The sequence below is a fragment of the Brotomerdimonas butyrica genome, assembly GCF_025567305.1.
Lineage (GTDB): Bacteria > Bacillota > Clostridia > Peptostreptococcales > Anaerovoracaceae > Lentihominibacter > Lentihominibacter butyricus.
This window is the reverse complement of record NZ_JAOQJP010000001.1, coordinates 131684-154721: the sequence shown is the minus strand read 5'-3', so window position 1 is coordinate 154721 and position 23038 is coordinate 131684. Positions and strand designations below refer to the sequence as shown.

Genomic DNA, 23038 nt, shown 5'->3' with positions numbered 1-23038 from the left:
AGGAAGGTGGATCGCACATGTACAGGCAGAGAAATTCACCCGCATTTTTAATTTCCACATTATGTTAAATGCATAAAATCCCATGTGTTTTAGCTTTTTTCGTAATAGTGATGCTCTGGGAAAAAATACATATACATTTTTCGCGCATAAACCAGGGATCAGATGCATAATCATGCACAAAATGCATCAAAAAAGCTGCATATCTCGCCTAAACTGCAGCTCTTTGCAGGGCCGGCGAAAGCCGACCGTAACCCATTTACGAAACCCATTGAAAACGACTAAAAAAAGTACAATGCACTGTATGAAAATCCCCTGCTAGAGCACGATTTATATACAATCATGACGTGCTCATAAACGCCTGCTTCAAAAATACACGTGCATAATTTTTGCATAAAAAACTTGACCCCGCAGAAAATGCCTAGGCCCTTCGCTGCGCATGCTGCATATGCTATACAGCCCGAGTAGTCAGCACGCTCTGCATTCCCGCGTACTCTGCGCTGCGCATTCTATACAGCCTGCACGATCTGCACCGTTTCCGGGATCGTCCACACTTTCGTATGACCGCTCCGCTTACACCTGCGATCTCCTGCCTTCGCAGATCTCTTTCAGCCCTTCGTACACCCTGCGCGAAAGCGGTGCCGGGACTCCCAGCCGGTCTGCTTCCCGAACTATATATCCGCTGAATGTCTCCAGCTCCGATGTGCGCCCGCTGCAGACGTCACGCTGCAACGAACTCGTAGCACCGTACGCGAGCTCTCTGTAAAACCTGTTTATGATCCGATCTATATGTTCCTGCGTGACGCTGACGCCCTTCGCCTGCGCCACATGATACGCCTCTTCCACAAGCGTCTCGTACTCCTTCGCCTTCACGGGATCGTCGCGCAGCTGCCCTATCGTGTTGTCGTAAAACGCGGTCTCGACATTGTATGCGCAGTTGAGTATGTATTTTCGCCATATCTCCGTTTCGATGTCATCGGCTTTTTCATGGTCTATGCCTGCCGCACTCAGTATATCGGAGACTTCGTCGATCTTTCGTTTCTGAGCATCGTCGGCATTCTGTATCCCTATCCGAAGATTTGCAAAATCGCCCTGCTGCGTTATGGAAAAATCTTCGTTCGCAAATGTCACGATGTATATGAGCGAGTCGACAACAGTGCCTTTTCCGATAAACTGTCTTATCCTCTCACCTGTGTCCGCCCCGTTCATCACCGGCACGATCACAGTATCCCTGGCGACCGCCGGCTGCAGGTCTTTGCACACCGATTCAAGGGAATAGTTCTTCACGCAGACGAAAATATAGTCCTGTTCGCCCAGCTCAGCTGTCGTCACAATGCGTTCAGGTCTCGATACGATCTCTCCGTTGTGGTCGCTGTGCAGAACTATGCCGTGTTCGCTCAGCGCCTCCCGTCTTTTGCCTCTGGCCGCAACACTCAGGTGCGTGCAGACTCTGCCGAGCATCCCGGCCATGTATCCGCCTACCCCGCCTGCTCCGACCACCGCGATCTTCTTATCAGTCAATTTTTGCATATCATGCCTCTCTTTTTACTGTAAAATGCTCTGCTACTATATATACCACATCTTTCATGGCGCTTAAAGTTTTTTTAAAGATGCAAAATGCGGCTCAGCGGCCATTTCGTATTTTTTTCACGTTGCGGTTCATCAGGTGCCGGCCCAGGTGCCTGTAAAGGAAAGCTTTCGCGGCGGACATTTCCTGATGGTGTTCTTTCAGCAGATCGTCCGGGCAGTCGTATATCCCAAAGTCCTGCGTGATGCCTTCGCTCTGTATGTATGTGCTGTTCCGGTCAAAGTCTATCACGGGCTCCTGGAAATCGCGCACTGCCACGCCGTAGCCGCAGAACGCTCCCGTGCAGCTGCTGTTTGCCTGTTGGAGCTTCTGCAGATATGTTTTGTCAAGGATGAATGCCTCGAGTTCATACCAGGTTCCCTCGAGCAGGACTTCCACCCAGCTGTGAAAAACCTCCTGCGGCGCTGACCTGTAGACGAATCCCGTCATCGCTCCCTTCTGCAGCTTTTTGTCTATCGTGAAACCGTGTATGCGGCACGGGATCCCGCATGCGCGCAGCAGCGCCATGAACAGCGTGCCTTTGGTGTTGCACTGGCCGTATCCGTCGCGCAGCACTTTTGAAGCGGGGATGCTGTCGTCCGTGTTGTACCCGAACAGGATCTCATCGCGCACGAAATCGTATATCGATCTTATTTTTTCAAAGCTGCCGTCTGCCGCGGCGCACGCGTATCCCCGACCCGGAGCATCCCAACCTCTCTCTCTGATCAGAGCCCTGATCGATGGCGCCGAAAAGTCCAGCATCGGTGTTTCTCTCAAATATCGTTCCATTCACTGCCCCCTGTTTCTGAGCTTTTTTGTTTTAAAGTTTGTTATGACTAATCATACATCATATATGCGATTTTTTAAAGAGCGAATATTTTTCAGCATTTATGCAGATGCTATCAGGAAGGAGGTTTAACGCTATGTTCAAACACGAAAAACAATTATTCCATCCTGTAGCTGTGGAAAGGCCGAATCCGCACTACGCAGCGCTGATGCAGGAACAGCTCGGCGGCGGCAACGGCGAGCTTAAAGCCGCGATGCAGTATATGTCGCAGAGTTTTCGCATAAAGGATCCGACTATCAAGGATCTGTTCATGGATATCGCAGCCGAAGAGCTGAGCCATATGGAAATGGTCGCAGAGACGATCAACCTGCTGAACGGTCATGATGTGGACGCCTCAGCTGTCGGCGCAGGCGAGATCCAGAGCCACGTGCTGCTGGGGCTCAACCCCGGCCTGATCAATTCTTCCGGCTATTCATGGACCGGCGACTACGTGACAGTCACCGGCGACCTGTGCGCCGACCTGCTCTCAAATATCGCTTCGGAGCAGCGTGCAAAAGTCGTCTACGAATACCTTTACAGACAGATCGACGACAAGAAGGTCAGGGAAACCATCGATTTCCTGCTCAACCGCGAAGAAGCACACAATGCGCTTTTCCGCGAAGCCTTCAACAAGATCCAGGATACCGGCTCGAACCACGACTTTGGTGTCACCGAGGACTCGAGGATGTATTTCGATCTTTCCACTCCGTCGCCTGCCAATGCGTTCGGAGACACGAAGGCCGCACCGCCGTCCTTCACTCCGCCGAACTCGTGATCGCGGGACGACCTGCAGCCATGATGCAGCGCCAGCACGCCACTACAGCAAAACTCAGCCCTGCACACCAGCGGGACTGAGTTTTTTTCAAATAAAAAGAGTTTCATTTGAATTCAAAAGCATCTTATACAGATACTGAATCATCAATCTTTACCTGCCTGATGCCATCGCACATCATCAAATCAAAGTCATCTTTTTACAATGGCTCTCTGCTTTACACTTCCACAGCAAACTCAAAATAGCACTCCGCTTCACACTTATCCTCATCCTCCGATCCGATATACGAGCCATCGATGATCAGCCTGAAATCCTTCTGCGGATCCTTTACATCAAATATCAGCACGCCCGATGACGAGGTGTGACTGTGCACGGTATCAGCCGGCAGCATGCTGTAATCTATGACGTCAGGCTGCAGCTCTCTGCCGTTCTGCAGCAGAGTCACCTCATCCGCAAAGAAAAAGAATGTGAAATCGCTGTTGTTCCTGAAGGTCAGATGCACCCTGAGCTGCGACCTGCAGAATTCCACCTTTTCGAGCGTCGCCTTCACCAGATGCTGCGTCCACGACATCTTGAGCTCTTCAGTTCTGACCGCCGGCACAACGATCTCAGTGTAGATCCGGATTTCCTTCTCGCTTTCAGAAACGCCACCGCACTCTCTGTCGATCTCACTAAGCTTTGCGAGCGCTTCCTGCGCCGGTCCATACACGGCTTTCATCCGCGGTATATATTTTGTTTTGAAAAACTCGCACACTTCATTTTCCGTGCTGAAATATCCCAGTTCTATGAGCCTCCTGCAAATCTGCACTGCTCTTTCTGCAAATTTTTTCTGCTTTTCATCATGTACGGTTTCCTGACGACATATTTCGGCCATCCTGAGACCGCCGGCGATTTCCGAAGCATAGCTCCCGAAGATCCTGAAATCGTGCGGGCATTTGTCATATCCGCCGTCAAGGAGCTTCTGCAGCTCAAAAGTATCCTCTCTGCCCAGCACCGCCATGTACAGCTTATGCGGACTTCTGTTGTCTTCAGGAAAAAGCGGCGCGATCTCTTTGTGCGACCGCGTGTCATTGTTCAGTACAAACTGCAGATCCCAGTAATCGTAGACACTCCTGTCGTCGGTGTACAGGAATGTAAAGCTGCCGTCACCGGTATGCGAACCGTTATCTGAAAACTGCGCAAAGAATTTCTCCGTGGCTTCTGACAGCCTCGCTCTGCATTCCTCCTGCGTGAAGACTTGCTGTTCGGATGTCGCACTACCAATATCTTCTTCAGTGTTTAACAAATCTTCATCTTCCTGTATCACACCGGCGTCCTCGCCGCTGCTGCCGCTCTGCGCACTCTGCTCCGGAGCGTACAGCTCTATCAGCTTTGCCTTGAGCTCCGGTTTTATATTGTAGATCCTTACTACCGTCCTGCTGAACATTCTGAATGTGTAGCTGTACACGCCAAACGGCGGTTCCTGTTCCGGCTCGTTCATCATTATGTAGTCCGACATGCCATGCCTGAATCTTTTTACTACCTCATACCTGCCCAGCAGAGTCTCTCCGCCCCATTGTATCGACCATATTTCAATAAATTCCGTCCCGTCGATCTTGACAAGGCGGAACTGGCGTCTGACCTCTTCGTCAGGATGCATCGTCTCCATGTACCAGCAGAATTCATCCGCCTTGTCCCATGATGTACGATCTTTAAGTGGTTTTCCTATCATGATGTTGCCTCCATTGCGATGTTTTTCACATTCTGACGAGCACAGCGAGCTTAATCCTCCAGCAGCAGCTTATCTTTGATCACTGTATTCATAGACAAATATGAATCCCAGTCTTCCTGTGTTACTTTTATACCTGAAATCACAGACAATGACTTCAGTTTTTTTATTATCTGCTTTGCTGTACATCCGCATTTTGATCTGATCCAGTCATCTGTGATAGCTACAAGATTATGCGCTGCAATATTTCTAACCTTCTCTTCAATAGCACGAAATTCATCAAATGCTTTTCTGCAAGTTGCATCATTTTCAAATTTGTAAATCATTTTTGTCAGCTGATCACTTGCAACAAATCCTCCTCTATATTCTCCGTATGTTTCAACAAAGAAATCATAAGTCTTTTCATCAGCGTTCTTCATGTCGATTTTCCACTTGATAGCTCCTGTATATTTATCCATATATGTTACTTTATTCAAATCAATACCACATCGTTTCTGAACTGCCATTTTGCATAACTCATAAAATACCGGTGTAATAGCACGCAGAATATCAGCATATTCCGCTTTTTCTTCTTTTATCTGCAGAATCAGGATATATTCAACGATACCTCTCGAATCACTGCTCTGCACCGGCATGAAATCATATTTTCTTCCTCCGGCCTTTGCATATCCGGAATAGTCCATACTTATCCTTGCGCATGCTATTTTCAAAAGCTGTACGACTTCCGGTGATATAAATTCTTTAATACTTTCTGCCAGATCAAGTGCTGCCGTATAATCAAAAGCATTTATCAATCGCTTGATATTATTGATCATGAACACTGCGGTCTGGTTTCTGTTCTTTATCTTTGTCGTTCTGTCATGAAAAATCTCGGGATCATTGTCCTGATTCAGCTCCCAGTAAGATTCCACATCGTAATTGTTTCTATCTTCTTCATGAGAATTGATCTTGCCCTCCGGCGTCACAACCTGTATCGGTGATAATCTAATGCCCATCAGTTCCGATAAAATATTCAATGCGTTTTTCATTGCCGGAGTTCCTGAGGAAACATTTAACAGTATCTCACCATCATACTGCCGGTGAATCTCCCTAAGCAATGATTCAAACTCTTTATAAAAGAAATCAAATTCATAAACATTTTCCAGTTCCGGACGCTCGATGAGCTTTACTTCAAACTTATGATCTATAAGCTCTGACAGCTTTCTGATGCAGTATAGATAACGATCGTCTTTCTTGTGAAATTCACACATTTCTTTTGACAGATACAAAAATACTACATCCGGTTTATATACACGGCATATATGCAGCATCGACCCGTCACGAAAATTAGATATAGGATCTGTCCCTCCTAACGGGGAAAAAAGTATTTTCTGTGTACTCATATCTATTCCTCACAATTCTTCATATAATAATCACTTCTTCATCTTCCAGCTGATATGCACTGCCATAAACACTCACATCACCTGAGCCGTTTATTTTGTAAATACGGATATTATCATCTTCTTTTGCAAACTGAGACAGCTCGCGTTTCAATTGATCCGTTTTCTGATTTGTCAGCATAGCTTCAAATACTGAACGCTGCATTCTGAACAGATACCGCTCCAGCAGCTTTACCATCTTATTACGTCGTTTATTGTCTGATATATCATAACATACTACTATCATGTTTTTTGATACTGATACGGTATTTTCAGTGTCAAACATATAATTTTCTTCCATATCACACCTACCTGATACGTATTGTTTTATAAAGCTGCACATCTTCATTATCGATCGCTCTTGCAAGCATAGATACCTGTTCGTTAAGCAGTGCACGATAGTTCTTTCGTCCACTTGCAGACAGATAACGGCTTTCTGAGCGCATCTTCTTTTCATACTTTTTTATAAAAATACGAAAAGCTTCATCAGTCAGTAAAACTCCTCCGGTTTCATGATCTACTCTGAATCCGTCAAACGACACTTCGTGTCCCTGTATAAGACTCAGCACTACCGAGTCAACGATGATCGCTCGCCATTCCTCCATCATATCACTCGCAAGTGTAGGATGGTTTTCTCTATCCTGATGTATAAAACCTGCATATGCGTTCATCCCATGCCCCTCTATCAATCCATATATTTCATGCATAAGCAGTGTGTACCCCAAACTCAACATAGAATTGAACGGATCTTTCGGAGGCATGCGATTTCTTCCATTGAACTTGAAATCATAGTCTATGAATCCTGATATAGCAGAAAAATAATACCTTGCCGCGATCCCTTCATATCCTTTCATTTCATCAAGAGACTCGCAGGAGGCTATTTTTTTCTCTGCATTCTCTATCTGTTTCAGCGCTTCCTGCACAGCAACTGACGGTTTTACTATATACCGCTTCAATACTATTTTCTGATTATGGATCTTTGCCTGCAGTATTTCCTTAGCCAGTTCATTTGCAAATCCCGGGTCTTCAGACAGAGAAAACTGTTTTCTCTGTCTTCTGATCTGACATCTTGCAGTAGGCGTCAGATGTCCATAGTACTTTCCATTTGAAGAAAAGAAATTCAATGTGATTCCCAGCTTCAAACATCGCTGCATGGCCTGCGTAGAAATCGATATATTTCCGAAAAGTGAAATATTCTCCAGTGTTTCGGAAGGAATTTTTCGCAACAGATCATCCTTCATCTGTACTGTGACATAGCCACCATCCACACCGATACGAGCCCCCTGCTCATTCACATACAAATAACTCATCACACCACCGCCTTTCATCCATATAAACTGCAACTGCTGCATTCAATGATATCGATCATTTGTCTTCGAAACAAAGCACCGTCATAAGATAGCGCAAAAACTATTTCCGTCCCCTGTCGGGGTCTTACATGTTTCTATCAGATCAAAGTCGACAGCATCAACAAAATCATTCAGTTTCCGTCCCCTGTCGGGGTCTTACATGTTTCTATAACAAGAGGAGTGACGTACAGCAAACCCATGAAAAAAGTTTCCGTCCCCTGTCGGGGTCTTACATGTTTCTATATAGGTGAGTTTGATGATCAGACAGGTGAGATAGTGTTTCCGTCCCCTGTCGGGGTCTTACATGTTTCTATTTTTAAACCATCTTCCTATTGTGACTGGTAGTGAAACTTGTTTCCGTCCCCTGTCGGGGTCTTACATGTTTCTATGAAAATGAAAGAAACAAATAGAATCTACAGCGCAGTTTCCGTCCCCTGTCGGGGTCTTACATGTTTCTATTCACAGCGTTACTGCGATAAAGACGGATACGGAATGCGGTTTCCGTCCCCTGTCGGGGTCTTACATGTTTCTATGAAAGTGGCTAGTATGACACAGCACTACTGTGACAAAGTTTCCGTCCCCTGTCGGGGTCTTACATGTTTCTATGCATACAAGTTTTATTATAACTGTAATAACGTAAAAGTTTCCGTCCCCTGTCGGGGTCTTACATGTTTCTATCCTACCTTCTGTAATGCTCTGATTTCAAGGCCTACACAGTGCATTTGCGGCTGAAACAACAAATGCCGCAAATGCATAAGATAAAATGTTCTGTAAAGCGCTGTAACCATTGAAATTCAAGGCGCGGCTAAAATCATGTGATTTCAACACTGCAGGCTCCCATCTGATAGAGTCCGCCATCATATTCTGTCAACTTGCATGTATGAGGTGAAACACCCCATCTGGAATCCTGACTGTGTTTATGCTCACTTTTTGCTTTTCCCGGCAGGTTAAGATCGATAATACCTGCAACAGTCTTCGAACGGGTTTTGCTTTTTTTTAAAAGCTCATGAAGAACGGTTTTTGTAGCAAAACCAGAACCTCCGCCAATATACATGACATCCTTTTCATACAGCGTTTCTTCTTTGAACTTTTCCAGAAAAAGTTTATTATAGCCTCTTAAAAACAGATTTATACTTCCTCGGATCTGTTCTATCGTAAGATCACACTCTGTCGTATCAATTGTAACATCAAATTCGATTCTTGTCTCCGGTTTCAGGCATTCTCTCAAGATCGGAAGGCTTGTCTCTTTTCCTTCCACATGGATATCTATTTTCTGACATAATGTCAGATCCTCAAGTGAAAGCGCCTTACTGTCACTGATGCATAATCCGTTCATGATATCATTGACGGTCTGATTCCCTTCATCTTTTGATTTCGTGCAAAACATGATTTCTTCTACTCGTTGTATTTCTCGATTAATGCTTTTTATTTCTCGATCAATATCTTTTTTATTATGGCAATCAAAATATGTCTTCTGTGAAAAATAATCCACTGCATGAGAATACTTTTCATGATTCTTCAAAATATCTGCACCAAGAAGCGCCGTACGAATCGCGCCTTTCAAACTGCTTCCGGGTACATAAGGCATTCCATATGGATCTTTGATAAATGTGAGTATATTCTTCATCGTATTGAGTTCTGCGACATCTCCGCAGCTGTATTCATATGCTGTAAAGCTTTTCAGATCTTTAAAAGGAATTTTTTCCTCATACATCCAGCTTTGCATCGAACCACTCTTGCCTAAAATATATCTCTCATAGCTTTCAAGCTTCTTTGATCTCATAAGATACCGGAAAAACTTTGCCTGATCTATTACAGTTACTTTTCGTTCTCTTTTGTTGAGAACATATTCACGTTTCACCAGTACCTTTCCGTCTCCAACAAACACAGGCCCCAGCGTGTGTAATATGATCTTATGTTTCTGTAAAAACTCTTTCATATCAGTCCACCTTCATCCACATCGTTTTTGCATACCGGTAAACCGGATGATTTCCACCACACGAAACATCCAGTATTTCTCCATCGAACTTCTGTGAAAAACAAGATCCTTCGCGAAAAAGGTACACATCCTCCTTTTTCTGAAAAGTCTGTGCATATCGATCTGATGCAACAAATCCGCTTCGCTTTACAAGCAGATACTCCGCATCGGGAACCACATCATCCAGAACACCCTTTACATCCATGCACACCGAAAGAGCCATGAAGTATTTGCCAGCTTCATTATCGATATTCTGCCTGATAGCTTGTGGCAGTTTATCTACACTGCATTCAAATCTTCCAAGTCCGGCTGTTCTTTTTCCACCTATTCCACTGTAAGAAAGGCTGTCCATCAAATCTCCCACAAAATAATTCACTTCATCAGAATCATATCCCAGAATAAAGTACAATCCCGAATCTTTTGGGAAATGCCACATACCTACCGGATACGGTTTCGTATCTTCCAGTTCCGGTACAGCTGCACTTGTCTTGACTGAATAATTTCCGGCATATTTTGCAAAAAACTCATTTTCTTTAATGACGTCGATGTTTCCATTCAAATAATCATCAAATTTGTCTGCCGGCACGTATTTCATTTTTTTAAATGCTTTTCGATCTGTACTATTGCCACTGTCATGTACTATTGTCTTCATAGGTTTCGGAATATAGTAACGATCCTTTGCAAGGAACGGGAAACAGTCAGATATTCTCAGCTGTCCTTTTTCTACATATTCGACCAGTTCCTGCAGCATTTTTTCACCGCCCATCTGCAGTGCTTCCTGGCAAAGTGCAGAAAAAAGTGTATCTGCATGAAATGTCATTTCGCCATCAGATAATTTCCCATTACCAATGTGAACTGCTGTTTTAAAATTGAATTTATAAATACAGTATTTCATATCTAAATTTCCTCAATAATCGCTTCACACTGATTCAATAACTCTTCTTTAACATCACCAACCACCACATCAACGTGCAGATCTGAAATCGCGATCCGTCCATATCCTCTGGATCCATGTCCTCCGATATAATCGTACTGTAAAAGCTTCAAGCCGTCAGCGATCGTCTTAAAGTCTTCAGCCATTTCTTCTTCATTTTCCACATTATAGATTATACTCAGCGGAAAAGCAGCTCCCTTGATAACACGCTCGATTTTTCTCGGAGTAGCGCTCCCAGTAACACGACTAATACTATTTTCTTCCTTCACTTCTGTCGGCAACTCGACTCCATATTCCTTAAGTTTATTAAAATTATCCATAACAACATCTGAAAATAATATCCTGGCGCTGACCGGATATCCGTTTTTCACGCTTTTGCTGCTTCCAAACAAGCGTGTGATTTTTTCGTCATCCCGTTCACATTCAGCAAAAGGATTCGGATTATACTGTTTTGCCAGCAGCGTTCTCATTTTTCCTTTTAAACTGCTGCCCGGAATGAGCGGCAGTCCACTGATCGGATCTTTGATCACAGGTGTATCAATGGCTCCTATAGCAGCGAAGCTGTCTGATGCTCCGATATGCATTCCTGTCAAAAGTTTTATTCTACCTGAAATTTCGATTTTTCCGTACATCTTGTTTCCTCCCCTAGTCTCTTCCGCCGTTAAACTTGTGATATGCAACCAGTGCTTCCATGTATCTGCAGAACAAGAGCAGATCACTTCGCGTTTCTATACGCTTCAAATGTCTGATGATATCAGCTTTATCTACAAAGTCTTTCACGCTTGTTTCCCTACCTGCTTCATAAACAAAACGTAAACGCAAATACTGGATCTTTCCTTCGATCGCTTCCGATAGTCTTTCATTTGCACCACTTGAACGAACTACATCAGTATATAAATTATTTACTAAAGAGAGAAGATTTCTGATTTTAGAATTTGTCAATCTAAATTTTCCTTTTCCATCTCTTTCTAAACCCTCTACAATCACATTCTCTGCTAAATCCACATAATTAGTTTCTGTCAGTTTTTCCATCTTCACCCTCCTTGCTTCGATTCAGATACACATACAGATATATTGCAGTTATAAGTTCTCTTCGATCATCCGCTTCCTTGATCCAGCGATACATATTCTGTGAAAACTCCTGATAGACTCGTTCTTTCTTCTCGTCATCATCCTGTTCCGGTTTCAGTCGTGCCAGCAGATATGCGTAACGCGCCAGATTGATCCTGCTGTCTTCTAAAGATCGAATGTACTCCAGCAATTTATACAATACACTGTTTCCACGCTCCATCTTATTGATTTCAAAATACCGGTTCAGCATGGACAGCTTTTCTCCAAGCACTTTGTCCCTGAAACGATCCCAGTGATATGTATGCTCTCCTTCAAAAAGAGTTACGGCATTCTTACCATCCATGCCTTTGGATATCTCTTCCAGAATACCTGTTTCATATGCCATAGCAGATACCGGGTATTTTTCAGGATACAGACCGATGCCAGCTGAAATCGTCAGCATACCCTGAGTATACTTTTCCAGGCTGCTTTGCAAGTCTATAGCAAAACCTACAACATCATCCCACGCGCCTATCAGGAACACATCATCCCCGCCTGAGTATACTATAAGTGCATCACGCTGCTTCACTGCCTCTTTCCCCAGATTAAATTCAGGGTTTTGCAGTATATAATTGATATGAAGCTTAAAGAACTCCGACAGCTTTCGTGAGAATGTAGTTGTCCTGGAAACGCTGTTGTTCTGCTCCGCGAATCCTGCTACGAATGCCTGCCCCAGATTATCCACGTCAGCTCTCAGCACTGCAAGCCGCCTGATTCCCTGCGATGCTGACGCCAGTTCCGTAAATTCCTTTGCACTGCTGTAATCACCGATCCAGAGTTTTGTAGCCAGATTCTCACCTGTAAATCTCTTATTTTTACTGTAACAACGCACATATGCAGCATCGTTTTTCATTCTTTCGCGTAGCTGATCTCTGTTTTCCATGATCATGTAACATTCATCGGGCAGTATCAGAGATTTTTCTTCTGGCTTTTCCGATAATATGACTATAAAATCTTTTTCCATGATATCATTTGCCAGAGATTCCAGCGCATCACAGACATCACATTTGTTTTCACTTACAAGCCGACTGCTTCGGCCGCACACAATGCATTCACGTTCGTGTTCCTCGTGCTTCTGTGTATTCAGTGCGATTATTTCTTCTGATGTATAGCGGTGTGATTTTCCAAAAGAAAGTTTTTCAGAAACCCGATGAAAAATCTCCCGATAACTTCCATCCGGCTTGTTCATCAGTTCATTTGCAGAGCATGCAGTATACCCTATTGCCATATACAGATCTGTACCGAAGTTATCCATAAACCACTGATTCAGTTTTTTATGAAACTCTGTAATAGCTGTTTTGCAGTTTTCCGTATTTGGAAGCAGCAGATATGCATGCCCGCCACCGGTATACAGCAGGTTTGCCCGAGTTGATTCCAGTTCATTCAAGAGCTGGTCAACTATATGCTCCATCATAAGCTCCAGATAAAATGAACGTGCTCTCAGGTTTTTCAACGCTTTAGCAGCTGCAATAGTATATATAAAATTCTGTATGCCTGAAATATCCATGCTGCACAGAAGAAACGCTTTTTCTTCATAAAACGCATTCCCCTTACTGTAAAATGTGTTTTTATAATCAGCTGTCTGCTGCGCTTTCGCATAATCATAAACAGCAGAAGCTATTGCTGCCGTGATTTTCATATGGTCGAAAAGTGATATATCACAGAGCTGGCTGCTGTCTGTAGACGATGGCACGAAAGACAGATTTGCTTCAAGTATTTCCAGAAGCGAGTTTATGCTCTTCTCCGTGAATTCCATATCTTTTAGGGAATCCCTGATATTGTCCAGAATCCGGCTGTATGTCTCCGGTGAGATCGTCTTCTTTTCTGCGACCGGATAATTTACAGAACCGTCTTCTGACATAATGCCATAAGTATATACACACTTTTCTTTATTTCCATTTAAAATATTAAATACACTTTCCAGTGAACTGTTTCTGACATAAAGCTGACCTTCCTGCTCCTGATCATTATCACGACGATCTGCTCCTGCAGCGACGTTATCAGCCCAGTAAGTTATATATGCCATCGAATCAGAAGAAAGATCATTTCCTGAATTCCGTATTTCGTGGCTGTGGTGATATTTCACCTGATCAAGGATCATCTTATCTGATATCCCGATAGACCTCAGCCATTCCGCACCGGATTCTGAATGTGTTTTCCCACCTTCATGACACCGAAACAGTACCTTACCTATATCATGAAGCAATGCTCCCGTAACAAGCGCGATTTTCTGTTCCTTCATAAATCACTTCTCCTTCCTCTCGATTATTTCAACAGCCCCCATCCCCATGGCAGTCTTGATCCCTACACCGGAATATTCTCCTATACGCACCAGCAGGTGCATCAGATTTACAAACTGCTGAGGACCTGTTATTTTTAAAGTTATCCGCCCGATAAAAGACGGTATCTTCGTATGCTCTAAATAAAAATTTGTACTTCGCAAAGAGTAATTTACGATTTCCAAATGTTGCAGTGTCTTTTCCATATCCTCAATGAAATCAAGTTCGGCATCAAAATCACAGATGTTGAATTTACTGGTGAGACTCTTTAAAATATGTTCGGTCGTCGGATAAAACTGATATCTGTTATTCGTCTTGAACGCTGTCGGAGTCTTGAACCTCAGTGTAATGTACCTGCTGCACGATGAAAAAAATGTTTCCTGCATGAGAACATCATATGGCAGCTCGGTATGTTCTTTTTTGATGATTTCAAGTGTCATATCCTTATGCCTCAGATAGATCTTTTTACAGCCTTCATCAAGCAGAGGACTAACCAGCTCATGTTCCGCTTCATCACTAATGGTATTGACAGTCCACACCGGAATATCATTTTCGTAATAAAAATACTGACTGTATGGCTTCATGCCATCTTTATGCATTTTTTCACCGAATCCATAAGAAACTTTATCCATCAAAACGCCCTGCATAACGGATGAAATATTGTAGGACAGTTTTACCTCCGTCGGTTTAAAATATACTTTAGTTTTTCGTAATATATGGTTCATTAGATTAGCCCTTTTTCTGTTAGATGTAACATATTTAAATTATACAACATTTTACATTTAATTCAATCCCGGTGCAGAAAAACCCGATTTTTAAAAGTTTCTGCATTTCAGTGCAAAAACTTTATTATCCAGGAAGTTTTTGCACTCTGTCAGTCATCATAACTGTCATCTCCGAAGTTGAACGGGTCGCTGAGGAACTCATCTCTAGTGTCGAGATCGAACGGATTGCCGCCGCGGAACATTATCTCATCCGAAACGAATTCATCCATCTCCAGATCGATATCATCGAGATCTTCCGGATCCCATCCACTGTCGTCGTCAGGATCAAAATCATCTTCATCTTCAAAGTCGAATGGATCTCTGATGAACCTTTCTCTCGTATCGGGATCGGACGGGTCGCCGCCGAGGAGCATTATCTGCTCTGAAATGAATTCGTCCAGTTCCGGGTCGATATCATCAAGATCATCTATAGTGTAAAGATCGCAAAGATCGTAGACATGCGGATTATATTCATCATTGGTCCACTGATATATATCAGCGCTTTCCGAAAGCGCTGCCGCTTCGGCAGCCTCCAGCTCCGCCAGACGGTTCACGGCTTCTGCGATCGCGATCTCAGCCTCTTCCCTCAGGTCCTTCGCTTCGCTGGCTTCTCTTTGCAGCTCACTCATCAGATACTGCGCATTTGACACTTCGCGCACCGAAGCCTCTATCTCGTTCTGCGAAAGATTATCGCGGATCCAGCTGATCAGATATATCATGAATCCGGTGCTCACCCAGGTATCCTCCTGATCATACAGACGTTCCTTATCCGCTGTGCCTATGCGGCAGCTGTACTGCTTTTCCAGTTCAAAATATGTATCATCCTCAAACAGCTTCTTGTGCACGAAATGCTGCAGATAGCTGCTGATCCTTTCTTCCATGAATGTCTTTGCCGAAAGCTTTGCTTCTTCCTGTGCCTGCAGCTCTTTTGCAGCGATCACTTCCTCCGGCACCGGTATCGTGCCGTCCCGCATGCAGTCAAAATACACGCCCTCCGAAAGCAGGACTTTCATCAGATTTATCTTTTCCTCCGCCATATCCGCATCGCACTCAGGGCAAAATCCGTCGCTTAGATCGTACAGAGTATTTTCATGGCCGCAGCATACGCACGGCACAGTCAGATCCATTATGCTTATTTTTTCCTTATCCATCTCAAACCTCCTGCTCCAGCCTTTGCAGTACTTCCAGTATATACGGCGAACTGAATTGAACGCCGATCTGCTCCGCAGCCATGCTGCAGGCTTTCTGATCCAGCCTCCACGGCACCAGCAATGCGTCGATAGCTTTATGCAGTGTGAACTTGATGAATTTTTCTTCATCTGCTGCCGCAAGTCCTTTGAGCAGATTTGCCGCCTCTGCCGCTCTATCGCTCTGCAAATGCTGCGCGTATGCGCTCCCCAGGGCTGCTGCGCAGATCGCGCGTGTCTGCCGGTCACCTTCATGCCGCTCTTTTATAGCCACTACGCCTTTCGCCTCTTCCTCACCCTTTATTTTTTCAGGATACGAGATCCAGTCATACAGTTTCAACATCGAAACATAACTGTCCGGAACGATGACATTGAAATGCATATCGCAGCTCACTCTGTACCCGATGAAAGACAGTATCCGCAGAAGCCTGTCTCTTTCGTCTTTCATATCCGCACCGCATACCGGACAGATCCCATTCGGGATATCATAAAGATTCATTTGAGTTTCACAGCCGGCGCATTCTGTAAAATAACCGCTGACCTCCGCAGGTACTGTGAATATTTCACTCCCAAGTTCTATCTGTTCTGTTTTCATTTTTTCTTCCTCACAAATAAGTATACGCATCCGGGTTTTGTTGTTAAAAACCCATAGTTCCTGTTTTTAAAATTATATCAACTAACGCAAAACTTCAATATAAAAATCATGAATCATGGCATACTTTACTAAAATAGCATTCACATCTCTGCTTATGAAAATATTAATATTTTGTAAACAGATGTTTATTCACTGACTGCGATCCTTCAAAACCCTGTTCGACTTACTTCCGTTACACTTCGAACAAAGCACTTGAAGATTAGACGAAATCGTTTTTCCTCCTTTTGAAACAGGTACGATGTGATCTATATGAAGGCCGACTTCATCCGGCATGTATTTTCCACAATTTTGACAAGTATAATGATCTCTATACATTATCTTTTTTCTCAAATCTTTCGTCATGAGTTTCCTTTGATTTTTACTATGATACTCACTCAATGTACATTCATGATTTATACTCTGAAGTGCTCTATCACGATTTTGTAAGTATTCATAGTTGCAAAAGAATACATTAACTGTCTGCGTTACTTTATATGCTTTTTTTACATAGTTTCTCTGTTTGTATCTGGTTTGTTGACGAGTAAGATAAAATTTAAATGCATTATCGTCATCTATACATTTATCAAACTGAGACCTTCGATATTTTTTCAGTTTACTATTTTCAATTTGCTTATTACATTTTTCTTTCCAAAGCAAAATTTTTTTATTATGAGCTTGAAATTCATTGAATTCTCCTGAATTCAAAAGCTGATCAATCAAATTATCAATTTGTGGCTTTCGTTTACCTGTTACATCTAAATAACAATTATAGTATGGGTATTGAAATGGTGATTTCAATACCATGATCAAACTAATAACTATAGCTATTATCACTGCAAATATTATTGCATACATAATATTTAAATTTAGCAACGCCATATCTTTTATCTCCCATTATTGCTTATATACATTTATTTTACTTAAACATTTTCTACCAAGTGATTAATTATACGGCACTTCCCATTTCACTCTCTCAGCACCCATCACTTCACCACTTCCACACGGCTGCCTCCGCTCCTGTCTTTGCGCACGATGATCTGTCTGTCGATCTTTTCCCGAAGTTCCGGAACGTGCGAGATTATTCCGACCAGCCGGTTTCCTTCCGCAAGTCCGTTGAGCGCGCGCATCGCCTGCTGCAGCGATTCCTCATCCAGCGATCCGAAGCCCTCGTCGACGAACATCGTGTCGAGCTGTATCCCTCCGGCTGACGCCTGTATCTCGTCCGAAAGCCCCAGCGCCAGCGAAAGCGACGCCTTGAATGATTCGCCGCCGGAAAGTGTCTTGACGCTGCGCTCCGTTCCGTTGTAGTGATCCACGACATCCAGCGAAAGCCCGCTCTGGCTCCGGTTGTTGTCCGCCTCGCGCCTGCGCTTCAGCTCGTACTGCCCGCCCGACATCACCATGAAACGCGTATTCGCACGCTCTATGATCCTGTCGAAATACGCCATCTGCACATACGTCTCGAGCATGATCTTCTCCCTGCCGCTCAGGTTCCCATTCGCCGTGTCTGCCAGCGATCCGATCGTCATCAAGCGCTTTTCCACATCAGCGATCGCCGCAGACTGCTTCTCTATCTGCCTGAGCACCTCGCGGTTGGTCTCCGTGCGGTGATGCAGATCCCTGAGCTCCGACTCCAGCGCGCTGCGTTTCTGCACGATCTCATTCCTTCGCTCAACGGCCGCATCTGCATCAAATTCATCTTTATCCTGCATCAGCTTCGCCGTCTCTTCGATGCCCGCCTTCAGCTCCGCGATCTTCCTGTCGCAGCCTTCGTAGTCATCGCGCGCCTTTTTGAGCGCATCCTCGAGCTCTTTTTTCCTGCTTTCGAGCAAAGCTGCCGCACGCTCTGCTTCCTCGCGGCTCTTATAGCTCAGCTTCGCTCTCATACCTGCGATGCCCTCATCGAGAGCCTTCGCTTCGCTCGTTTTCTGCGCAGAAGCGATCTCCGACTCTTTGATCTTTTCCAGGAGTTTTCCGTGCTTTTCTTTCGTCTCCGGCAGCTGCTTTTCAAGCCGCTGCCTGCGCTTTGCCTTCTGTTCAGCCATGGAAAGCTGCAGCTCGAGCTCTTTCAGGCTGTTTTCGATCGTCTCTGTATTCTCTGTGATACGCGTCGTGATCCGCTGCATGCGGTCCGCATCAGGACAGTCCCCCGCAGGATCTGAGCCGGCTCCGTCGTTCATAAGCTCCGCTGCCGCTCTGTATACTGCCTCCTGCTTCTCGCCCATCTGCCCCTTTACACGTCCTGCATCAACGCTGGCTCTGCGCATATCCTCCGCAGCCTTTTCAGCCTTTTCCATGAACGAGTCGAGTTCTTGCTTAGTCGGCGCATCATCCGTCAGCGCCGCCGGCGAAGGATGTGTCAGCGAGCCGCACACCGGACACGCCTCGCCCTCCTTCAGTCCGGCTGCCAGTATCCCCGCCTGTTCGTCGAGATACGCCCTGTTCTTAGCCTCATAAAGAGCCTTTTCAGCAGTCGCTTTCTCTGCGCGCTCCTGATACTTTGCGGCCGCCTTTTCATATTTCGCCTGGAGTTTTTCCAGCTCCGCAATATCGCTTCGCAGCTGTTCAATATCCTTTTTCCTGCTTAGCATGCGGCTTTTCTCCGCATCGAGCTTCACTATCTCACTGCCGCAGTCAGCCAGCGATGCAGCCTCTTTTTCTAGCTGCGAGATCTCTGCCTCGAGCTCCACAGCTTCTTTCCTGCCCGACTCTATACCGCGTTCAAGCTTTGCGGCCTCATTTTTCAAAGTCTCCAGCTGCTTCTGTTTTTCCGTGATCCTGACGTGCTCCTCAAGCTCCGCCTCGGCAGCGGCTGCCTGCTTTACGAGTCCCTCGATCTGCTCTCCGCCTGCTTCTGCAGCCTTGAGTGCTGCCATGAATGCTTCGAGCTTAGACTCCTCAGCACTGAGAGACGCCGCAAGCTCTGCATGCTGTTTTTCAGCCTTCGCACGCTCCTGTGCCCTGGCGAGCCTGCCGCTTATACGCTCCGCCTCTTCTTTCAGAGCGCTGTCCTCAGCTGCACGCAGCTGTGCGCTTTCCTCGTCACGCGATATCAGCCTCTCCAGAAGCCTGACGATATCCGGCACCGGAGCCTCACCGCGCTGCGCCTTTTGCACGTCATCAAACAGCACATCGCTCTCGTCGCAAAGGATCCCGTCGACGTACTGCCGCAGGCTCGCACTGACTTCGCTGTGCTCGCGTTTCAGCTCCAGCGACATTTCCCTGAGCCTGTCCTGCAGCTGCTGGAACGGCTGCGTGTGGAAAATCCTGCGGAATATTTTTTTGCGGTCCTCGGTGGATGCGAGCAGCAGTTTCAGGAAATCGCCCTGCGCGATCATCGCGATCTGCGTGAACTGGTCGCGGTCGATCCCCATGATATCGATAACTGCCCGGTTGACGTCTTTCTGCTTCGAGATCACTCGCCCGTCCGGATAGCTGAGCTGTGCGTCTGCTTTCGCCAGCGTGAAGCCCTCGCCGCGTTTCTTCGGCCGCCTGTATTCGGGGCTGCGCTTCACGGTGTATTCCTTTCCCGCATACTCAAACACGAGCTCGACTTCCGTCGGCGTGTCAGGGTCTGCGTACTTCGAACGGAACATGTCCGTTTCTCTGCTGCTGCCGCTGGCTTCGCCGTAAAGCGCGAACGTTATCGCATCGAATATGGTCGTCTTGCCCGCGCCGGTGTCGCCGGTTATCAGGTAAAGGCCGCCCGTTCCGAGCTGTTCGAGATCGAGTTCGGTCCGGCCTGCATACGGTCCGAATGCAGACATCACAAGCTTCAAAGGTCTCATTCCTGTTCCTCCTCTCTCCAGATCTCAGCTGCCAGCTTTTCCACCAGCTCCGACTGCTCATCCGACATCGGAGCGCTGTTCTGCAGCTCGTAAAACCCTGCAAACAGCTCGAGCGGTGATTTTCTTTCGATCTCGCCCGACACGTCGATCTGCGCGCTGCCGCGTGTCCGTCTGTTGTCGTAGTCCAGCTTCATCAGGTTGTGGTAGATCGCGCGCAGCTTGCCCATCGCCTCCGGGATATCCTCCTCGTCGGTCAGCGTGATGTGCATGTAATCCTCGCTGTAAGTCGTGTCCGCGTAAAAGCTCCTGGCCGTGATCTCGTCGTACGTTCCGCGTATCTCGGCCATGTCTCTCGGCGGTTCCAGCGGTATCGTCCTTATGGAAAGGCTGCCCTTCGCACCGAGCTCCGCCACGGTCACTGATTTTTCGTGGGAGACTTCAGAAAACGAGTATTTGAGCGGCGTCCCGCAATACCTGATCCGCTGTGTGCCGATGTTCTGCGGCCTGTGGATATGGCCGAGCGCGACGTAGTCGAACGGATCGAAAACCGATGCGTCGACATTGTCCGTGCCGCCTACCGAGATATCCTCTGACTCCGAACGCTCTGCGCCTGTCACGAACTGATGCGTCACCAGCACACTGCGCTTTGCATCATCCGTATCCATATGCGCCACCGCGACCCTCAGCGCATCCGTGTATGAAACTATATCGTCTGCCTCGTCGGGGAAAAACCTGCGCACGTCTACCGGTTTTATGAACGGCAGCAGGAAAATATCCAGCTCTCCGTGCTCGTCTCTGAGATGGTGCGGCCTTATATCCCCGTCGTACACCGGCGCAAGATGTATGCCGCTTTCGCCCATCAGCCGGCTGCCGAACGCCAGACGCTCCGGCGAGTCGTGATTGCCGCTGATGATGAAGACCTGCATTTTCCGCGCCGAAAGCTTCACCAGAAATTCGTCAAAAATGCTAACTGCCTCCGCGGACGGCACTGATTTGTCGTAGACGTCCCCTGCGATCAGTATCGCATCGGGCTGTTCGCGCTCCGCTGTTTCGAGTATCTGATCCAGTATGTACCGCTGGTCTTCTGTCATGGAAAATCCGCCGACCCGCTTGCCGATGTGCAGGTCTGACAGGTGCATCAGTTTCATAGGCTGTCCCTCCGTGCTGTTGTTCTGTGATGATAACAGTATAGCATAGGATCCACACACCATGATTGCCAAAAATCCATATCCAGACTCTTATTCTTAGCATTTTCCTTGCAAGATAAGCATTTTTAGCGAGCCTCTTTACCAAGAATCAAATTCCAGCTGCCCATTTTTAGCAAAAATAAAAGAAAAAATGAGCATTTCCATAAGAAAAAATACCAAAGCCACTGCCATCTGGGTGACTTCTTGGTAAACACGCGTCCTCACACTGCCGCTATGGGGGTGTGTTTTACTAAAAAACTGCTGACAACAATCTCATTTTGGTAAACCCTCCACACAACACAATGCACGCAGCCGCTGCATTTTCCGCAGCAAAAAAACTGCACTGCCGGGTCGATGCATTGCGATGCGATTCGCCTGATGACCTCAGCGTGCAGTTTATATCAGTATTTAATTGTGTCCGAACGGCCAGTGACCGACAGCGGTCTGCCCGGACTCAGGCAAGACCGGATTAGCTTAAAGCAGCAGTTACGAGTGCCATCTTGTAAACTTCTTCAGCGTTGCAGCCTCTGCTCAGATCGTTGATAGGAGCGTTGAGACCCTGGAGTACCGGTCCGATAGCTTCGTAGTCGCCGAGACGAGCTGCGATCTTGTAACCGATGTTTCCTGCATTTATGTCAGGGAAAATGAATGTGTTTGCCTGTCCTGCGACCGGTGATCCAGAACACTTGACCTTTGCAACCTCAGGAGCAACAGCAGCGTCAAACTGTAATTCGCCGTCAACAGCCAGATCAGGAGCAGCTTCCTTTACCTTCTTTGTTGCATTAGCTACGAGCGTAACCATGTCGCCCTTTCCTGAGCCGTATGTCGAGTATGAAAGCATAGCGACTTTCGGATCGATCCCGAATACCTTTGCAGTCTTTGCAGTTTCGATAGCGATCTCTGTGAGCTCGTCTTCGTTAGGTGCGATGTTGATAGCGCAGTCACCCATAGCCAGCTTCTTGTCGCCCTTTACCATGATGAAGCATGAGCTTACGATCTTGTTGCCGGGCTTTGTCTTGATCAGCTGCAGAGCCGGTCTTACAGTGTCAGCAGTCGAGTATGTAGCTCCGCCGAGGAGGCAGTCTGCCTTGCCCATCTTAACGAGCATAGTTCCGAAGTAGTTCGACTTTGCAAGAGCAGCTCTGACTTCGTCAGCAGTCATCTTGCCTTTTCTGAGCGCTACCATTTCGTCGACCATAGCGTCGATATCTGCATACTTTTCAGGATCTACGATCTGGCACTTTGCAATGTCATATCCAGCTTCCTTTGCTGCAGCATTCACTTCATCCTCAGCTCCGAGCAGGATAACATTCAGCACGTTCTCAGCAGTCAGCTTAGCAGCTGCATCGAGTATACGCGCATCAGTACCCTCAGTGAAAACGATAGTACGCGGATTTGCTTTTAACTGTTCTGTCAGTTTTGTAAACATTCTTTTCCCTCTTTTCTTATATTTATATATTTTTTGCTCAAATATGCCGGATGCCGCACCGGGCACCCGCGTGACGTCCCGCCTCCACGCAGCTTCGCCAGTCTGCAAAAG

Annotated in this window: 19 protein-coding genes and 1 CRISPR repeat array; of the genes, 1 reads left to right on the top strand and 18 read right to left on the bottom strand. The window is 46.1% G+C overall.

From position 1 onward, the window contains the following. Window positions 1-570 precede the first annotated feature (570 nt). Both OCV59_RS00670 and OCV59_RS00665 read right to left on the bottom strand, forming a co-directional pair. On the bottom strand, window positions 571-1527 hold the full coding sequence (locus tag OCV59_RS00670; protein ID WP_147592398.1) for a ketopantoate reductase family protein: 957 nt from the start codon (window positions 1525-1527) through the stop codon (window positions 571-573). A gap of 94 nt (window positions 1528-1621) precedes the next feature. Next, window positions 1622-2353, bottom strand: a complete 732-nt coding sequence (locus tag OCV59_RS00665) for a transglutaminase-like domain-containing protein (protein WP_147592397.1) — start codon at window positions 2351-2353, stop codon at window positions 1622-1624. A gap of 134 nt (window positions 2354-2487) precedes the next feature. Here OCV59_RS00665 and OCV59_RS00660 point away from each other — a divergent pair, with 134 nt between their 5' ends. Further along, on the top strand, window positions 2488-3165 hold the full coding sequence (locus OCV59_RS00660) for a manganese catalase family protein (RefSeq protein WP_147592396.1): 678 nt from the start codon (window positions 2488-2490) through the stop codon (window positions 3163-3165). Window positions 3166-3379: 214 nt separating this feature from the next. Here OCV59_RS00660 and OCV59_RS00655 read toward each other — a convergent pair whose 3' ends face one another. From OCV59_RS00655 to pta, 16 genes are all read right to left on the bottom strand, one after another. Further along, complete coding sequence (locus OCV59_RS00655; protein WP_147592395.1) at window positions 3380-4873, bottom strand: hypothetical protein; 1494 nt, start codon at window positions 4871-4873, stop codon at window positions 3380-3382. 50 nt (window positions 4874-4923) lie between these two features. Beyond that, complete coding sequence (gene csm6, locus OCV59_RS00650) at window positions 4924-6252, bottom strand: type III-A CRISPR-associated CARF protein Csm6 (RefSeq protein WP_147592394.1); 1329 nt, start codon at window positions 6250-6252, stop codon at window positions 4924-4926. 19 nt (window positions 6253-6271) lie between these two features. Then, complete coding sequence (cas2, locus tag OCV59_RS00645; RefSeq protein WP_262584000.1) at window positions 6272-6589, bottom strand: CRISPR-associated endonuclease Cas2; 318 nt, start codon at window positions 6587-6589, stop codon at window positions 6272-6274. Window positions 6590-6596: 7 nt separating this feature from the next. Then, complete coding sequence (cas1, locus tag OCV59_RS00640) at window positions 6597-7598, bottom strand: CRISPR-associated endonuclease Cas1 (RefSeq protein WP_262583999.1); 1002 nt, start codon at window positions 7596-7598, stop codon at window positions 6597-6599. 102 nt (window positions 7599-7700) lie between these two features. Beyond that, window positions 7701-8315: a CRISPR direct-repeat array (repeat unit 36 nt; unit sequence GTTTCCGTCCCCTGTCGGGGTCTTACATGTTTCTAT). Window positions 8316-8448: 133 nt separating this feature from the next. Continuing rightward, complete coding sequence (gene csm5 / locus OCV59_RS00635; protein ID WP_147592391.1) at window positions 8449-9576, bottom strand: type III-A CRISPR-associated RAMP protein Csm5; 1128 nt, start codon at window positions 9574-9576, stop codon at window positions 8449-8451. Between the two features lies 1 nt (window position 9577). Continuing rightward, window positions 9578-10510 (bottom strand): type III-A CRISPR-associated RAMP protein Csm4, encoded by a 933-nt coding sequence (gene csm4, locus OCV59_RS00630; RefSeq protein ID WP_147592390.1) that lies wholly within the window; start codon window positions 10508-10510, stop codon window positions 9578-9580. 2 nt (window positions 10511-10512) lie between these two features. Continuing rightward, window positions 10513-11181 carry a type III-A CRISPR-associated RAMP protein Csm3 gene (gene csm3 / locus OCV59_RS00625; RefSeq protein ID WP_147592389.1) on the bottom strand — a complete coding sequence of 223 codons (669 nt, stop codon included), beginning with the start codon at window positions 11179-11181 and terminating at the stop codon, window positions 10513-10515. 13 nt (window positions 11182-11194) lie between these two features. Next, on the bottom strand, window positions 11195-11581 hold the full coding sequence (gene csm2, locus OCV59_RS00620; RefSeq protein ID WP_147592388.1) for a type III-A CRISPR-associated protein Csm2: 387 nt from the start codon (window positions 11579-11581) through the stop codon (window positions 11195-11197). Continuing rightward, window positions 11559-13901, bottom strand: a complete 2343-nt coding sequence (gene cas10 / locus OCV59_RS00615) for a type III-A CRISPR-associated protein Cas10/Csm1 (RefSeq protein WP_147592387.1) — start codon at window positions 13899-13901, stop codon at window positions 11559-11561. Before cas10 ends, csm2 begins: the two co-directional genes overlap by 23 nt. A gap of 3 nt (window positions 13902-13904) precedes the next feature. Further along, the gene (cas6, locus tag OCV59_RS00610) at window positions 13905-14570 is read right to left on the bottom strand and encodes a CRISPR-associated endoribonuclease Cas6 (protein ID WP_262583997.1); all 666 of its coding nucleotides are present in this window, start codon (window positions 14568-14570) and stop codon (window positions 13905-13907) included. A gap of 242 nt (window positions 14571-14812) precedes the next feature. Then, window positions 14813-15853: a hypothetical protein gene (locus OCV59_RS00605; RefSeq protein WP_147592385.1), complete on the bottom strand. Its 1041-nt coding sequence runs from the start codon at window positions 15851-15853 to the stop codon at window positions 14813-14815. A gap of 1 nt (window position 15854) precedes the next feature. Next, on the bottom strand, window positions 15855-16484 hold the full coding sequence (locus OCV59_RS00600; protein WP_147592384.1) for a hypothetical protein: 630 nt from the start codon (window positions 16482-16484) through the stop codon (window positions 15855-15857). Between the two features lie 189 nt (window positions 16485-16673). Further along, on the bottom strand, window positions 16674-17402 hold the full coding sequence (locus OCV59_RS00595) for an HNH endonuclease (protein WP_147592383.1): 729 nt from the start codon (window positions 17400-17402) through the stop codon (window positions 16674-16676). Between the two features lie 104 nt (window positions 17403-17506). Next, the gene (locus OCV59_RS00590) at window positions 17507-20311 is read right to left on the bottom strand and encodes an AAA family ATPase (protein WP_147592382.1); all 2805 of its coding nucleotides are present in this window, start codon (window positions 20309-20311) and stop codon (window positions 17507-17509) included. Further along, window positions 20308-21459 (bottom strand): exonuclease SbcCD subunit D, encoded by a 1152-nt coding sequence (locus OCV59_RS00585; RefSeq protein ID WP_147592381.1) that lies wholly within the window; start codon window positions 21457-21459, stop codon window positions 20308-20310. Before OCV59_RS00585 ends, OCV59_RS00590 begins: the two co-directional genes overlap by 4 nt. 508 nt (window positions 21460-21967) lie before the next feature. After that, entirely contained in the window at window positions 21968-22927 is a 960-nt protein-coding gene (gene pta / locus OCV59_RS00580; RefSeq protein WP_147592380.1) for a phosphate acetyltransferase, read from the bottom strand. Window positions 22928-23038 lie beyond the last annotated feature (111 nt).

Excerpts from the sequence above, each read along its gene's own strand:
- OCV59_RS00670 (WP_147592398.1), bottom strand. The coding sequence starts at position 1,527 with ATGCAAAAATTGACTGATAAGAAGATCGCGGTGGTCGGAGCAGGCGGG.
- OCV59_RS00665 (WP_147592397.1), bottom strand. The coding sequence starts at position 2,353 with ATGGAACGATATTTGAGAGAAACACCGATGCTGGACTTTTCGGCGCCA.
- OCV59_RS00660 (WP_147592396.1), top strand. The coding sequence starts at position 2,488 with ATGTTCAAACACGAAAAACAATTATTCCATCCTGTAGCTGTGGAAAGG.
- OCV59_RS00655 (WP_147592395.1), bottom strand. The coding sequence starts at position 4,873 with ATGATAGGAAAACCACTTAAAGATCGTACATCATGGGACAAGGCGGAT.
- csm6 (WP_147592394.1), bottom strand. The coding sequence starts at position 6,252 with ATGAGTACACAGAAAATACTTTTTTCCCCGTTAGGAGGGACAGATCCT.
- cas2 (WP_262584000.1), bottom strand. The coding sequence starts at position 6,589 with ATGGAAGAAAATTATATGTTTGACACTGAAAATACCGTATCAGTATCA.
- cas1 (WP_262583999.1), bottom strand. The coding sequence starts at position 7,598 with ATGAGTTATTTGTATGTGAATGAGCAGGGGGCTCGTATCGGTGTGGAT.
- csm5 (WP_147592391.1), bottom strand. The coding sequence starts at position 9,576 with ATGAAAGAGTTTTTACAGAAACATAAGATCATATTACACACGCTGGGG.
- csm4 (WP_147592390.1), bottom strand. The coding sequence starts at position 10,510 with ATGAAATACTGTATTTATAAATTCAATTTTAAAACAGCAGTTCACATT.
- csm3 (WP_147592389.1), bottom strand. The coding sequence starts at position 11,181 with ATGTACGGAAAAATCGAAATTTCAGGTAGAATAAAACTTTTGACAGGA.
- csm2 (WP_147592388.1), bottom strand. The coding sequence starts at position 11,581 with ATGGAAAAACTGACAGAAACTAATTATGTGGATTTAGCAGAGAATGTG.
- cas10 (WP_147592387.1), bottom strand. The coding sequence starts at position 13,901 with ATGAAGGAACAGAAAATCGCGCTTGTTACGGGAGCATTGCTTCATGAT.
- cas6 (WP_262583997.1), bottom strand. The coding sequence starts at position 14,570 with ATGGATAAAGTTTCTTATGGATTCGGTGAAAAAATGCATAAAGATGGC.
- OCV59_RS00605 (WP_147592385.1), bottom strand. The coding sequence starts at position 15,853 with ATGGATAAGGAAAAAATAAGCATAATGGATCTGACTGTGCCGTGCGTA.
- OCV59_RS00600 (WP_147592384.1), bottom strand. The coding sequence starts at position 16,484 with ATGAAAACAGAACAGATAGAACTTGGGAGTGAAATATTCACAGTACCT.
- OCV59_RS00595 (WP_147592383.1), bottom strand. The coding sequence starts at position 17,402 with ATGGCGTTGCTAAATTTAAATATTATGTATGCAATAATATTTGCAGTG.
- OCV59_RS00590 (WP_147592382.1), bottom strand. The coding sequence starts at position 20,311 with ATGAGACCTTTGAAGCTTGTGATGTCTGCATTCGGACCGTATGCAGGC.
- OCV59_RS00585 (WP_147592381.1), bottom strand. The coding sequence starts at position 21,459 with ATGAAACTGATGCACCTGTCAGACCTGCACATCGGCAAGCGGGTCGGC.
- pta (WP_147592380.1), bottom strand. The coding sequence starts at position 22,927 with ATGTTTACAAAACTGACAGAACAGTTAAAAGCAAATCCGCGTACTATC.